The organism is Acinetobacter calcoaceticus (assembly GCF_051947995.1).
GTDB lineage: Bacteria > Pseudomonadota > Gammaproteobacteria > Pseudomonadales > Moraxellaceae > Acinetobacter.
The window spans coordinates 437,152-450,284 of the sequence record NZ_JBLVVH010000004.1; the positions used below are offsets into that span (position 1 = coordinate 437,152).

At 43.0% G+C, this 13,133-nt stretch carries 23 protein-coding genes and 1 pseudogene; all 24 read left to right on the forward strand.

Features of this window, described 5'->3' with window-relative positions; genetic code table 11:
- Position 1 precedes the first annotated feature (1 nt).
- The 24 genes and pseudogenes from rpsC to ACNQO6_RS10870 all read left to right on the forward strand — a co-directional run bounded on the left by rpsC (position 2) and on the right by ACNQO6_RS10870 (position 13,130).
- Positions 2-818: pseudogene (gene rpsC, locus ACNQO6_RS10755) on the forward strand (30S ribosomal protein S3).
- Positions 758-1,171 carry a 50S ribosomal protein L16 gene (gene rplP, locus ACNQO6_RS10760; protein ID WP_440208948.1) on the forward strand — a complete coding sequence of 138 codons (414 nt, stop codon included), beginning with the start codon at positions 758-760 and terminating at the stop codon, positions 1,169-1,171. The pseudogene rpsC and the gene rplP overlap by 61 nt, the downstream one beginning before the upstream one ends.
- Positions 1,171-1,368: a 50S ribosomal protein L29 gene (gene rpmC / locus ACNQO6_RS10765; protein ID WP_000849927.1), complete on the forward strand. Its 198-nt coding sequence runs from the start codon at positions 1,171-1,173 to the stop codon at positions 1,366-1,368. The genes rplP and rpmC overlap by 1 nt, the downstream gene beginning before the upstream one ends.
- Positions 1,365-1,622 carry a 30S ribosomal protein S17 gene (rpsQ, locus tag ACNQO6_RS10770; RefSeq protein WP_004657679.1) on the forward strand — a complete coding sequence of 86 codons (258 nt, stop codon included), beginning with the start codon at positions 1,365-1,367 and terminating at the stop codon, positions 1,620-1,622. The genes rpmC and rpsQ overlap by 4 nt, the downstream gene beginning before the upstream one ends.
- A 92-nt stretch (positions 1,623-1,714) precedes the next feature.
- Positions 1,715-2,083 carry a 50S ribosomal protein L14 gene (gene rplN / locus ACNQO6_RS10775; protein ID WP_004657680.1) on the forward strand — a complete coding sequence of 123 codons (369 nt, stop codon included), beginning with the start codon at positions 1,715-1,717 and terminating at the stop codon, positions 2,081-2,083.
- A gap of 9 nt (positions 2,084-2,092) precedes the next feature.
- Positions 2,093-2,410, forward strand: coding sequence for a 50S ribosomal protein L24 (rplX, locus tag ACNQO6_RS10780; RefSeq protein WP_416689365.1), 318 nt, complete (start codon positions 2,093-2,095; stop codon positions 2,408-2,410).
- A 15-nt stretch (positions 2,411-2,425) separates the two neighbouring features.
- Positions 2,426-2,962 carry a 50S ribosomal protein L5 gene (gene rplE / locus ACNQO6_RS10785; protein ID WP_004877617.1) on the forward strand — a complete coding sequence of 179 codons (537 nt, stop codon included), beginning with the start codon at positions 2,426-2,428 and terminating at the stop codon, positions 2,960-2,962.
- A 9-nt stretch (positions 2,963-2,971) separates the two neighbouring features.
- Complete coding sequence (gene rpsN / locus ACNQO6_RS10790) at positions 2,972-3,277, forward strand: 30S ribosomal protein S14 (RefSeq protein WP_004877616.1); 306 nt, start codon at positions 2,972-2,974, stop codon at positions 3,275-3,277.
- 11 nt (positions 3,278-3,288) lie between these two features.
- Positions 3,289-3,684: a 30S ribosomal protein S8 gene (gene rpsH, locus ACNQO6_RS10795; protein WP_343580079.1), complete on the forward strand. Its 396-nt coding sequence runs from the start codon at positions 3,289-3,291 to the stop codon at positions 3,682-3,684.
- Between the two features lie 13 nt (positions 3,685-3,697).
- On the forward strand, positions 3,698-4,231 hold the full coding sequence (gene rplF / locus ACNQO6_RS10800) for a 50S ribosomal protein L6 (RefSeq protein WP_004657685.1): 534 nt from the start codon (positions 3,698-3,700) through the stop codon (positions 4,229-4,231).
- Between the two features lie 14 nt (positions 4,232-4,245).
- The gene (gene rplR / locus ACNQO6_RS10805; protein ID WP_004775881.1) at positions 4,246-4,596 is read left to right on the forward strand and encodes a 50S ribosomal protein L18; all 351 of its coding nucleotides are present in this window, start codon (positions 4,246-4,248) and stop codon (positions 4,594-4,596) included.
- A 2-nt stretch (positions 4,597-4,598) separates the two neighbouring features.
- Positions 4,599-5,096, forward strand: a complete 498-nt coding sequence (gene rpsE, locus ACNQO6_RS10810; protein WP_004657688.1) for a 30S ribosomal protein S5 — start codon at positions 4,599-4,601, stop codon at positions 5,094-5,096.
- Positions 5,097-5,102: 6 nt separating this feature from the next.
- Positions 5,103-5,279: a 50S ribosomal protein L30 gene (rpmD, locus tag ACNQO6_RS10815; protein ID WP_000849088.1), complete on the forward strand. Its 177-nt coding sequence runs from the start codon at positions 5,103-5,105 to the stop codon at positions 5,277-5,279.
- A gap of 3 nt (positions 5,280-5,282) precedes the next feature.
- On the forward strand, positions 5,283-5,723 hold the full coding sequence (gene rplO / locus ACNQO6_RS10820) for a 50S ribosomal protein L15 (protein ID WP_005227407.1): 441 nt from the start codon (positions 5,283-5,285) through the stop codon (positions 5,721-5,723).
- Between the two features lie 45 nt (positions 5,724-5,768).
- Positions 5,769-7,088: a preprotein translocase subunit SecY gene (gene secY / locus ACNQO6_RS10825; RefSeq protein WP_171067087.1), complete on the forward strand. Its 1,320-nt coding sequence runs from the start codon at positions 5,769-5,771 to the stop codon at positions 7,086-7,088.
- A 21-nt stretch (positions 7,089-7,109) separates the two neighbouring features.
- Positions 7,110-7,226: a 50S ribosomal protein L36 gene (rpmJ, locus tag ACNQO6_RS10830; protein ID WP_000867907.1), complete on the forward strand. Its 117-nt coding sequence runs from the start codon at positions 7,110-7,112 to the stop codon at positions 7,224-7,226.
- A gap of 107 nt (positions 7,227-7,333) precedes the next feature.
- Positions 7,334-7,690 (forward strand): 30S ribosomal protein S13, encoded by a 357-nt coding sequence (gene rpsM / locus ACNQO6_RS10835; protein WP_000090816.1) that lies wholly within the window; start codon positions 7,334-7,336, stop codon positions 7,688-7,690.
- Positions 7,691-7,709: 19 nt separating this feature from the next.
- A complete protein-coding gene (gene rpsK / locus ACNQO6_RS10840; RefSeq protein ID WP_004281491.1) occupies positions 7,710-8,096 on the forward strand; it encodes a 30S ribosomal protein S11 in 387 nt (128 codons plus the stop codon).
- A gap of 12 nt (positions 8,097-8,108) precedes the next feature.
- Positions 8,109-8,735 carry a 30S ribosomal protein S4 gene (gene rpsD, locus ACNQO6_RS10845; protein ID WP_005238565.1) on the forward strand — a complete coding sequence of 209 codons (627 nt, stop codon included), beginning with the start codon at positions 8,109-8,111 and terminating at the stop codon, positions 8,733-8,735.
- Positions 8,736-8,753: 18 nt separating this feature from the next.
- Positions 8,754-9,761, forward strand: a complete 1,008-nt coding sequence (locus ACNQO6_RS10850) for a DNA-directed RNA polymerase subunit alpha (RefSeq protein ID WP_004660372.1) — start codon at positions 8,754-8,756, stop codon at positions 9,759-9,761.
- Positions 9,762-9,779: 18 nt separating this feature from the next.
- On the forward strand, positions 9,780-10,145 hold the full coding sequence (gene rplQ / locus ACNQO6_RS10855; protein ID WP_004641032.1) for a 50S ribosomal protein L17: 366 nt from the start codon (positions 9,780-9,782) through the stop codon (positions 10,143-10,145).
- Positions 10,146-10,333: 188 nt separating this feature from the next.
- Complete coding sequence (locus ACNQO6_RS10860) at positions 10,334-10,831, forward strand: N-acetyltransferase family protein (RefSeq protein WP_440208949.1); 498 nt, start codon at positions 10,334-10,336, stop codon at positions 10,829-10,831.
- 219 nt (positions 10,832-11,050) lie between these two features.
- Positions 11,051-12,541 (forward strand): flavin-containing monooxygenase, encoded by a 1,491-nt coding sequence (locus ACNQO6_RS10865; RefSeq protein WP_343580081.1) that lies wholly within the window; start codon positions 11,051-11,053, stop codon positions 12,539-12,541.
- Positions 12,542-12,665: 124 nt separating this feature from the next.
- Positions 12,666-13,130 carry a DUF2059 domain-containing protein gene (locus ACNQO6_RS10870; protein WP_440208950.1) on the forward strand — a complete coding sequence of 155 codons (465 nt, stop codon included), beginning with the start codon at positions 12,666-12,668 and terminating at the stop codon, positions 13,128-13,130.
- Positions 13,131-13,133 lie beyond the last annotated feature (3 nt).

Here is a 13,133-nt window from a genome sequence, read left to right on the forward strand (position 1 = left end):
TATGGGTCAGAAGGTTCATCCAATCGGTATCCGCCTAGGTGTTGTGAAACGCCATAACGCTAACTGGTATGCGAATCCGAAACAATACGCTGAATACTTGCTTAAAGATCTTCAAGTTCGTGAGTTTTTAGTCAAAAAACTTAAAAACGCGATGATCAGCAATATTCTTATCGAACGTCCTACAGGCGCTGCTAAAGTTACTATTAGCACTGCTCGTCCTGGTATCGTTATCGGTAAAAAAGGCGAAGATATTGAGAAATTACAGCGCGAACTCACCAACATCATGGGTGTTCCGGCTCAAGTTAGCATCAATGAAATTGATCGCCCTGACTTGGACGCACGTCTAGTTGCTGAAGCAATTGCTTCTCAATTAGAAAAGCGTGTTATGTTCCGTCGTGCTATGAAGCGTGCGGTTCAAAACACAATGCGTGCTGGCGCTAAAGGTATCAAAGTTGAAGTTTCTGGCCGTTTAGGTGGTGCAGAGATCGCTCGTACTGAGTGGTATCGTGAAGGTCGTGTACCTTTGCATACTCTTCGTGCCGACATCGACTATGCAACTATGCGCGCAGAAACAACATACGGTACGATCGGTGTTAAAGTTTGGATTTTCCGTGGTGAGATCTTAGGTGGCATGAAACAAGTCATGAACCCTGCTCCTGCTGAAGAGCGTCCAGCTAAACGCGGTCGTGGTCGTGGTGAAGGTCAAGAGCGTCGTGGTCGTCGCGGTGACCGTGCTGCTGACAAGGGAGAATAATCCATGTTGCAACCTAAACGTACCAAATTCCGTAAAGTGCACAAAGGCCGTAACACTGGTCTAGCGCATCGTGGTAGTACAGTATCATTTGGTTCGATTGCAATTAAAGCAACTGAACGTGGTCGTATGACTGCGCGTCAGATTGAAGCTGCACGTCGTACCATTAGCCGTCGTATCAAACGTGGTGGTAAAATCTTCATCCGCGTATTCCCAGACAAACCAATTACCGAAAAACCATTAGAAGTTCGTATGGGTAAAGGTAAAGGTAGCGTGGAATACTGGGTTTGTCAGATCCAGCCAGGTAAGATCCTGTACGAAATTGAAGGTGTTAGCGATGAGTTAGCGCGTGAAGCTTTTACTTTAGCTGCTGCGAAACTCCCGTTTAAAACCACTATCGTGACTCGGACGGTGATGTAATGAAAACTAAAGATCTACGTGAAAAGTCGGTAGAAGAGTTGAAAGCTTTGCTTGATGAGCAACAGCTTAACCAATTCCGTCTTCGTATGGCGAAAGCAACTGGTCAGCTAGGCAAATCGCATGAAGTGCAAATTGCTCGTAAGACAATTGCTCGTATCAAGACACTCCTTACCGAAAAACAGGGGAACGGACAATGAGTGAAAAAACAGTCCGCACGTTAACCGGCAAAGTCGTAAGCGACAAAATGGACAAGTCTATTGTTGTGCTTATTGAACGCCGCGTTCAACACCCGTTGTACGGCAAATCAATCCGCCGTTCAACTAAATTACACGCTCATGATGAGAACAATGTTGCTAAATTAGGCGACTTGGTAACCATCAAAGAAAGCCGCCCAATTTCTAAAACTAAAGCTTGGACTTTAGTGGAAGTAGTTGAAGCTGCTGCTGAGTAATTAGACGTTCTTGTTGCATCATCGGACAATTTCGAGTACTCTTTGAGCCTTTCGAAATTGTGACCGGTGATGCTCGGTTTTGGAGTAGGGCAATGATTCAAACCGAAAGTATGCTCGACGTAGCAGACAACAGTGGTGCACGCCGCGTACAATGTATTAAAGTACTTGGTGGTTCACACCGTCGTTATGCTTCAGTTGGCGACATTATTAAAGTTACTGTAAAAGAAGCAATCCCACGCGCACGTGTTAAAAAAGGTGACGTGATGAATGCTGTAGTTGTTCGTACAAAGTTCGGCATCCGTCGTCCAGACGGTTCAGTGATTCGTTTCGACGATAACGCAGCTGTTATTTTGAACAACAACAAAGCTCCGATTGCTACTCGTATCTTCGGACCAGTGACTCGTGAACTTCGTACTGAACAGTTCATGAAAATCATTTCATTGGCTCCTGAAGTTCTATAAGAGGCAATCATGGCTAAGATTAAAAAAGGCGATCAAGTAATCGTGATCGCAGGTAAAGAAAAAGGCAAACAAGGTGTTGTTTTGTCTGTTTCTGAAGATCGAGTTAAGGTCGAAGGTCTTAACTTAGTGAAGAAGCATCAAAAGCCAAACCGTGTAACTGGCGCTGAAGGCGGTATCGTTACTCAAGAGGCTACGCTTCATATCTCAAACGTGGCAATTTTTAATGCTACAACCCAAAAGGCTGACCGTGTTGGTTACCAAGTGATTGATGGCGCGAAAACTCGTGTTTATAAATCAAATGGTGAATCAGTGGCGGCGGCGAAGTAATAGGTTGAAAAGGCAATGGCCAGACTTAAAGCACGTTACAATGACGAACTTAAAGCGAAGTTAAAAGAAGAACTTGGCGTTAAGAACGTGATGGATATTCCACGCATCACAAAAATCACCCTGAACATGGGTGTAGGCGCAGCTGCAACTGATAAGAAATTATTAGATGGCGCTGTTGCTGACATGCAACTCATTGCTGGTCAAAAACCAGTTGTGACTCTTGCTCGTAAATCAATCGCTGGTTTCAAAATCCGTGACGGTTGGCCGATCGGTTGTAAAGTTACTTTACGCGGCGACCAAATGTACGAATTCTTGGATCGTTTGATCTCGATCGCAATCCCTCGTATCCGTGACTTCCGTGGTTTCTCTGCGAAATCATTCGATGGTCGTGGTAACTACTCTATGGGTTTAAAAGAGCAAATCGTTTTCCCTGAAATCGATTTTGACAAAATTGATCGTATCCGTGGTTTAGATATCACTATTACGACCACTGCTCGTAGCGATGACGAAGGCCGTGCGCTTATGCGTGCATTCGGCTTCCCGTTCAAATAAGAGGTCGATATGGCTAAGAAAGGTATGATTAATCGCGAATTGAAACGCGAAAAGACAGTTGCTAAATACGCTGCAAAACGTGCTGAATTAAAAGCTGTTATTGCAAATGTAAACGCAAGTGACGAAGAACGTTTCGAAGCGATGTTAAAGTTACAAGCATTGCCACGTAATGCATCTCCAGTACGTCTTCGTAACCGCTGTGGTTTAACTGGTCGTCCTCATGGTTACTTCCGTAAGTTCGGTTTAAGCCGTAACAAATTACGTGACACAGTAATGCAGGGTGATGTACCAGGCGTTGTTAAGGCAAGCTGGTAAGGAGCGACTAAATGAGTATGCAAGATACCGTTGCCGACATGTTAACACGTGTTCGTAACGCACAAATGGCAAAGAAACAAACTGTTTCTATGCCTTCTTCTAAGTTGAAAGTTGCAATTGCAAACGTACTTCAACAAGAAGGTTATATTTCAGATGTAGCAGTTGCTCAAGAAGAGTCAAAAGCTACCCTGACAATTACTTTAAAATATTTCGAAGGCAAGCCTGTTATCGAAACCGTTAAGCGTGTAAGCCGTCCAGGTCTTCGCCAATACCGCGGTAAAGATAAAATTCCTAGCGTTAAGCAAGGTTTGGGTATTGCAATTGTTTCTACAAGCAAAGGCATCATGACTGATCGCGCTGCACGTGCTGCGGGCATCGGTGGTGAAGTTATTGCTTTTGTTTCTTAATAGGTGATTCCTCATGTCTCGTGTGGCTAAAGCCCCAGTAACTGTACCTAATGGTGTAACAGTTACTCAGAACGGCCGGCAGGTCGAAGTGAAAGGCAGCAAAGGTACATTGTCTTTCAACCTGCATGCGCTGGTCGAGCTAAAACAGGAAGAAGGTAAACTTCAACTTGCTCCAGCTAAAGAGTCGAAAGACGCTTGGATGCAAGCTGGTACTGCTCGCGCTGTATTGAACAACCTTGTAAAAGGTGTTAGCGAAGGCTTCGAACGTAAGTTACAGCTTGTTGGTGTTGGTTATAAAGCTGCGGTTAAGGGTACTTCTGTAAACCTTAACCTTGGTTACTCACACCCAATTGACTACGCTTTACCTGAAGGTGTAACAGCGGAAACTCCAACTGCGACTGAAATCATCTTGAAATCAGCAAACAAGCAGTTGTTAGGTCAAGTGGCAGCGGAAATCCGTGCATACCGTGCTCCTGAACCATATAAAGGTAAAGGTGTTCGTTATTCGGATGAAGTTATTCTTCGTAAAGAAGCTAAGAAGAAATAAGGCGCGAGGTTCTTATGAACGAAAAGAAACAAACCCGTTTGCGTCGTGCGAAAAGCACACGCTTGCACATTCGTGCATTGGGTGCGACTCGTTTGTGTGTAAACCGCACTCCGCGTCACATCTATGCGCAAGTTATTTCAGCAGATGGTGGCAAAGTTTTAGCGCAAGCTTCAACTTTAGATGCATCTTTGCGTAGTGGTACTACTGGTAACGTAGATGCAGCTACGAAAGTTGGTGCTTTGATCGCAGAACGTGCTAAAGCAGCTGGTGTTACTAAAGTTGCATTTGACCGTTCTGGTTTTAAATATCATGGTCGTATCAAAGCCTTGGCTGATGCTGCTCGTGAAGGCGGCTTGGAGTTCTAATCATGGCGAAAGTTGAACAAAACGAAGGTCTCGTTGAAAAGCTGGTTGCCGTTGATCGTGTAGCCAAGGTTGTTAAAGGTGGTCGTATCTTCTCTTTCACAGCATTAACTGTTGTGGGTGATGGTAACGGTCGTGTAGGTTTTGGTCGTGGTAAAGCACGTGAAGTTCCAGCTGCTATTTCTAAAGCACTTGAAGCTGCTCGTCGCAACATGATCACTGTAGACCTTGCGGGTACTACTTTACAACACCCTGTGAATGCTCGTCATGGCGCAAGCCGTGTATACATGCAACCTGCTTCAGAAGGTACTGGCGTAATTGCTGGTGGCGCTATGCGTGCTGTTCTTGAAGCTGCAGGTGTACATAACGTACTTGCTAAATGTTATGGTTCTACAAATGCTGCTAACGTAGTAAACGCAACTTTCAAAGGTTTGCGTGATATGACTTCTCCTGAGAAAGTCGCTGCGAAACGTGGTCTTTCAGTAGAACAAATTCAAGGGTAATCAATCATGAAAACGATTAAAGTTACCCAGACTAAATCTTCATCGCATCGTTTAAAAAATCATAAACTTTGCCTTCAAGGTTTAGGTCTGCGTCGTATTGGTCATACTGTAGAAGTGCAAGATACGCCTTCTAACCGTGGTATGATCAACAAAGTTTACTATATGGTTAGTGTAGAGGAATAAGCCATGACTCTGCGTTTAAATGAACTTTCACCTGCAGAAGGTGCAAAACGTGAAAACCGTCGTCTAGGCCGTGGTATCGGTTCTGGCGTAGGTAAGACTGGTGGTCGTGGTATCAAAGGTCAAAACTCACGTAAAAGTGGTGGTACTCGTCCGGGCTTTGAAGGCGGTCAAACTGCGTTATATCGTCGTTTGCCTAAATTCGGTTTCACTAGCCAAATCGCTTTGAAAACTGCTGAAGTACGTTTGTCTGAGCTTAACAAAGTTGAAGGCGATGTTGTTAGCCTTGAAACTTTGAAAGCTGCGAATGTTGTTCGTCGTGACCAAATTCGTGCTCGCATCGTTCTTTCTGGTGAAATCACTCGCGCATTCACTGTTAAAGGTGTTGTGTTGACTAAAGGCGCTAAAGCTGCTGTTGAAGCTGCTGGCGGTAAAGTCGAGGAGTAATCTCGAGTGTCTATGACTCCTAGTTCTTCAGGTCATGTCAACATGATGAAAGGCCAACCATTTCATGTGAAATACCGTGAAATTATTCGTCGATTAATGTTCTTGATTGGCGCGTTGTTGGTCTTTCGACTAGGAGCGCATATTCCGTTGCCGGGGATTGATAATGTAGCGCTAGCACATTTCTTTAAAGCTAATGAAGGTACCTTCTTAGGTTTATTTAATATGTTCTCTGGCGGTGCATTGGAACGCATGTCGATTCTGGCGTTGGGTATCATGCCGTACATTTCTGCATCGATTATCGTGCAGTTAATGTCTACGGTGGTTCCTTCGCTAGAAGCTTTGAAAAAAGAAGGCGAGCAAGGCAAACGTAAGATCAATCAATACACACGTTACGGCACCTTATTTCTTGCACTCGTGCAAGGCGTAGGGATGTGTGCAGGCTTGATTAGTCAAGGTATTACCTTAACTTCAGGCTTGGCATTCTATGTTCCAGCAGTAACTTCGTTAGTTGCTGGAACCATGTTCTTGATGTGGTTGGGCGAGCAAATTACCGAACGTGGTGTTGGTAATGGTATCTCGATGATCATTTTCGCAGGTATTGTGGCAGGTTTGCCTAATCTTGTGATTCAGTCGTTTACGTCTGTTCAGAATGGTCAGGGTAGTTTAATTGGTTTGGTGGTATTCGGCTTACTCTCATTAGCCGTGTTAGCTGCGATCGTGTTTATTGAAAAAGCACAGCGTCGTATTCCAGTGAACTACGCACAAAAACAACAAGGTCGTCGTGTATTTACTGCACAGCAAACACATTTGCCATTAAAGATTAATATGGCAGGCGTAATTCCAGCGATTTTTGCAAGCTCATTGTTATTATTTCCAGCGAGCTTGGGACAATGGTTAGGAAGTGCTGATCCAAATGCAGGGATTGTCAAACGTAGCCTACAAGATCTGGCATTGGTGTTATCGCCTGGACAGCCGTTGTATTTAATGCTCTTCGGCGCGTTGATCATTTTCTTCTGTTATTTCTATACGGCACTAGTATTTAGTCCAAAAGAAGTCTCAGAGAATTTAAAACGTAGCGGGGCATATGTGCCTGGTATCCGCCCAGGTGAGCAAACGGCTCGTTATTTAGATCATATTCTTAACCGTTTGACCTTCATCGGTGCAATCTACATCACTGTAGTGTGTTTAATGCCTATGGTGCTACAAAGCTCGTTCGGTATTCCATTCCATCTGGGTGGGACATCGTTGCTGATTGTAGTGGTAGTGGTAATGGACTTTATGGCGCAACTCCAAGCGCACCTTACTTCGCATCAGTATGATAATCAAACGTTAATGAGAAAAACGACTGCTCATCCTAAGGGATAAGCGCACTTAGAAGGTTTCATCATGAAAGTACAAGCTTCTGTAAAGAAAATTTGTGGTAGCTGTAAAGTTATCCGTCGTAATGGGGTTATTCGCGTAATTTGTAGCGCAGAACCTCGTCATAAGCAGCGTCAAGGTTAATTTAATTAAGACCTGTTGATTTCAGTAGGCTAATTAGGTTATTATCCGCCCCTCAAGATTTTTGTGGGGCGGTTGATTATCTTGACTGCCTTTTTGGAGAAAATTGAATGGCTCGTATTGCCGGTGTAAACATTCCGGATAACAAGCATGCTGTTATCTCTCTCACGTATATTTTTGGTATCGGTCGCCACACTGCTAAGAACATCTTGGCTACTGTAGGTATCACTGAAACTACAAAGATTCGTGAATTAGATGATGCTCAGCTTGATGCGATTCGTGCAGAAGTTGCTAAGGTTCCGACCGAAGGTGATTTACGTCGCGAAATTTCCATGAACATTAAACGTTTAATGGATTTAGGCTGCTACCGCGGTCTTCGTCATCGTCGCAGCTTGCCTGTTCGCGGACAACGCACCAAAACTAACGCACGTACCCGTAAAGGTCCGCGCAAACCGATTAAGAAATAAGATTTCTGGAAGCTAAAAGATGGCTAAAGATACTCGCGCACGCAAGAAGGTCACTCGTACCGTCTCTGAAGGTGTCGCACACATTCACGCTTCTTTTAATAACACCATTGTTACGATTACCGATCGTCAAGGTAATGCATTGGCTTGGGCTACCTCAGGTGGACAAGGCTTCCGTGGATCACGTAAATCAACACCGTTCGCTGCTCAGGTAGCTGCTGAAGTTGCTGGTAAAGCTGCTTTAGATTACGGTTTGAAAAACTTGGACGTCCTTGTAAAAGGTCCTGGTCCAGGTCGTGAGTCTGCGGTTCGTGCATTAGGTGCAGTGGGTTATAAAATTAACAGCATTACCGATGTGACTCCAATTCCGCACAACGGTTGCCGTCCACCTAAAAAACGTCGCGTGTAAGGAGAAACATTCATGGCTCGTTATATTGGTCCAAAATGCAAACTCTCTCGCCGCGAAGGGACAGACCTGCAATTAAAATCTGGCGTTAAACCATTTGACGTTAAGACTAAAAAACATGCTAAAGCTCCTGGCCAACATGGCGGAGCTCGTGGTAGCAAACAATCTGAGTACTCACTACAATTACGTGAAAAACAAAAAGTACGTCGTATGTACGGTGTGTTAGAGCGTCAATTTAGTAACTACTATAAAGAAGCTGCTCGTGTTAAAGGCGCAACAGGTGAAAACTTGTTGAAACTGCTTGAAAGCCGTCTTGATAACGTTGTTTATCGCATGGGTTTTGGTTCTACACGTGCAGAAGCTCGTCAGTTAGTATCTCACCGTAGCATCACTTTGAACGGTCGTCGTGTTAACATTGCATCTATCCAAGTTAAAGCTGGTGATGTAATTGCAGTACATGAAGGCGCTAAACAACAATTACGTATCAAAAACGCAATTGAATTAGCTGCTCAACGTGGTATCCCTGCTTGGATGGAAGTTGACCATTCTAAGTTAGAAGGTACGTTTAAAGCTGCGCCAGATCGTTCTGATTTACCTGCTGAAATCAACGAAAGCTTGATTGTAGAATTGTATTCTAAATAATCCTTGAGGTAGCAATAAATGACGCGTACTGCAAACGAGTTTCTAACTCCGCAAGCGATCAAGGTCGAAGCGGTGAGCGGGACCTCGGCAAAAGTGATTCTGGAACCTTTGGAGCGTGGCTTTGGTCATACTCTAGGTAATGCTTTACGTCGCATTCTATTGTCTTCTTTACCTGGCGCTGCTGTGGTTGAAGTAGAAATAGAAGGTGTCGAGCACGAGTACAGTACTTTAGAAGGCTTGCAGCAGGACATCGTCGAGCTCTTGCTGAACCTAAAAGGATTGTCTATTAAGCTGTTCGATCAAAATGAAGCATATTTAACATTAGAGAAACAAGGGGCAGGTGACGTAACTGCAGCTGACCTTCGTTTACCTCATAATGTTGAAGTGGTTAACCCTGATCATTTAATCGGTACTTTGAGTTCTTCTGGTTCATTAAAAATGCGCCTGAAAGTTGCTCAAGGTCGTGGTTATGAAACATCTGACTCACGTTTCCCTGAAGGTGAAACACGTCCAGTAGGTCGTTTACAGTTAGATGCTTCTTATAGCCCAATCAAGCGTGTTTCTTACACAGTAGAAAATGCTCGTGTTGAACAACGTACCGATCTTGATAAGTTAGTGATCGATCTTGAGACTAACGGAACTGTTGATCCGGAAGAAGCAATCCGCAAAGCGGCAACAATCTTGCAACAACAAATTGCAATTTTTGTTGATCTTCAGAAAGATCAAACTCCTGTTGCTCAAGAACCTCGCGAAGAAGTTGACCCAATTTTGCTTCGTCCAGTAGATGATCTCGAGCTAACTGTTCGTTCTGCTAACTGTTTGAAGGCAGAAAATATTTACTACATTGGTGATCTTGTTCAACGTACTGAAGTTGAGTTGTTAAAAACTCCTAACCTAGGTAAAAAATCGTTAACAGAGATCAAAGATGTTTTGGCATCGAAAGGTTTACAACTCGGCATGCGTTTAGAGAACTGGCCACCAGCTAGTCTCCGTATGGATGACCGTTTTGCCTATCGTAGCCGTTAATTAAGTAGGACTATCACCATGCGTCATCGTAATAGTGGTGTGAAATTAGGCCGTACAAGCAGCCACCGTAAGGCGTTGTTCCAAAACTTAACAAATGCTTTAGTTGAGCACGAGTTAATTAAAACAACTTTGCCTAAGGCGAAAGAACTTCGCCGCGTTGCTGAGCCTTTAATCACTTTGGCAAAAAACGATACAGTAGCAAACCGTCGTTTAGCGTTTGCTCGTACTCGTTCTGCAGCAACTGTTGGTAAATTATTTACCGTTCTTGGCCCTCGTTACAAAGAACGTAACGGCGGTTATCTTCGTGTTCTTAAAGCGGGCTTCCGTGCAGGTGATGCTGCACCGATGGCTTACGTTGAACTCGTTGACCGTGAAGTAAAATAATACTTCTACGTGTAGAACAGTCAGTTGTTCCAAAAAAAGGCCGGTGTAATAACCGGCCTTTTTTATTGTTTGTTTTTAATAGTTTTTTGAGAGAAAAATCTAAATAATAATCTGCTTATTCATATTTGTTTGAGTATTTGGCCAATGTGCTAAATTAAGCTGAGCTACTATAAAAAATTGAAATACATATGTTAGATATTGAGATTAAGATTTTAGGTGTAGATGAGCTGAATGATTTTAGAACAATTCGACTTTCAGCTTTAGCAAAAGCCCCGGCAATGTTTGGTTCAACCTATGCGTTAGAAGTTATAAAGCCATCAAGCTTCTTTCAAAGTTGTTTGTCCGGTTCAGTGATCTTTGGGGTTTATCATCAAGATCAAATTATAGGTTTGGCGACCTTAACACAAGAGCGTGGAATAAAGCTGGCTCATAAGGCTGTTCTATCCAGTGTATTTATTGAACCAGAATTTCAAAGCCAGGGCATAGCAACCGCATTACTTCATGCTGTTATTGCCTATAGTCAAGCACAGGTAGAACAAGTTTTGCTGAGCGTTGCCGCAAATAATCAGTCAGCCATCAAGCTATATCAAAAAATGGGCTTTGAGGTGTATGGAGTGGAGAAAAAAGCCTTGAAAAATAATAATGAATATACAGATGAGCTTTTGATGAAGCTTTTTCTGCGCTAGGGTACAGCTGTAATAACCTTAAGAGTTATACCTTCTTCTTACTCAATTAAAGATTTTCAATTCAGAAATCCAAGCAAAAATCTCAGCTTTTTTTAGCGCAAGTTTTTATCAAAATGTCCCGAAGTGATATGAAAAAACCGATGAATGACTAAACTTGACATTGTGTATTGTCAAATTTGTGCTTTAATAAAGACATGGTTTATACAGGGTATAAAAAAAATGGAAAAGCAAGTTGATGTATTAATTATTGGTGCAGGGATCTCAGGAATCGGATTGGCTGTACATCTCTCTAAGAACTGTCCACAACGTAAATTTGAAATCTTAGAACGTCGTGACAGTTTTGGTGGAACTTGGGATTTATTCCGTTATCCTGGTATTCGTTCTGATTCGGATATGTCGACCTTTGGTTTTAACTTCAAACCATGGGCAAAAGAAAAAGTACTTGCGAGTGGTGCTGAAATCAAAAGTTATTTGAGTGATGTCATTAGCGAAAACCAGTTGAAAGAGAAAATCCATTTTGGTCATCGGGTGCTTTCTGCAAATTATGACTCAACAAAGAAAAAATGGTCTGTTGAAGTAGAAGATAGCAATAAGAAAAAGCAAACTTGGTCAGCAAACTTTGTGATGGGCTGTACCGGTTATTATAATTATGATCAGGGCTATGCACCGAAATTCCCGAAACAGGAAGATTTTAAAGGTCAGTTCATTCATCCACAACACTGGCCTGAGAATCTGGATTATACGGGTAAGAAAGTCGTAATCATTGGCAGCGGTGCAACCGCCATTACCTTGGTACCTTCAATGGTGAAAGGTGGGGCAGGTCATGTGACCATGTTACAGCGTTCACCAACCTATATTGCAACCGTGCCTTCCATCGACTTTATTTATGAAAAAACCCGTAAATTTATGTCTGAAGAAACGGCTTATAAATTTACCCGTGCACGTAACATTGGCATGCAACGTGGTATTTATGCTTTAGCGCAGAAATATCCAAAAACAGTGCGTCGCTTATTGCTAAAAGGAATTGAATTGCAGTTGAAAGGTAAAGTCGACATGAAACACTTTACCCCGAGCTATAACCCTTGGGATCAACGTTTATGTGTGGTACCAGATGGCGATTTATTCAAAGCATTACGTCAGGGGCAGGCGAGCGTAGAAACAGACCAAATTGAGAAGTTCACGGCCAATGGCATCCAGCTAAAATCTGGTAAGCATCTTGAAGCGGATATCGTTATTTCTGCAACAGGTCTGGAAATTCAGATTCTGGGTGGTGTGAAAGGTTCAATTGACGGTAAGCCGATGAATACTTCGCAACATATGCTCTATCAAGGGGTGATGGTCAGCGATGTACCGAATATGGCCATGATCATTGGTTATATTAACGCGTCATGGACCTTAAAAGTCGATATTGCAGCTGAATATATTTGCCGTTTACTCAATCATATGGACAAGAATGGTTTTGATGAAGTGATTGCGCATGCGGACCCATCACAACTCGAACACGACACGATTATGGGTAAAATGTCTTCTGGCTATATTGCGCGTGCCGCAGATGTGATGCCGAAACAAGGCAAGCAAGCGCCTTGGAAAATTACCAATAACTATCTGGCAGACCGTAAAGAATTGAAAGATGCTAAATTTAATGATGGCGTTCTACAGTTTCACAAACGTGATGAACATGCTGACCGTAAACCAAAACTGGTTTCGTAATTTAGTAACCTGATCATTGAAAACCCTATGTCGATACATGGGGTTTTTTATTGGAAATAGGCTTTGAATTCTAAAAATATCACGTATATTGGGCAGATTAGAAAATTAAGATAGGGATAATTTGATGAAGAAACTCATCATTTTGGGGATCATGTTATCAAGCAGTCTGGCTTTTGCAGATGATGCAAAACAGAAGGCAGCGATTGCACAGAAACTGGTATCGGTCGATGGCACGGAACAGGGGTTGCAAAACACCGATAAAATGATTCTAGAGCAAATCCGGATGCGTTTACCCAAGGATCTACCAGAAAGCTTCTATACCGATTTAACTAAGAATCTGGATAGTGAGCAACGCAAGCAGTTTATCGTACAGCGCTATGTCGAGAGTTTTAGTGAAAAAGAATTACAGGCTGCCTTGAACTTCTACCAATCTGCTGAAGGGAAGGCCTGGGCCAAGAAAGCCAGCGATGTTGGCAGTGAGGTGGCACATTTCACCACGCAAAATGCGCGCAATGCACTGAATACCACCATGCAACAATATAGTGAAAATCCCAAGGTGAAGCAGTTAATGCAACGGATGAACCCGTAAGCT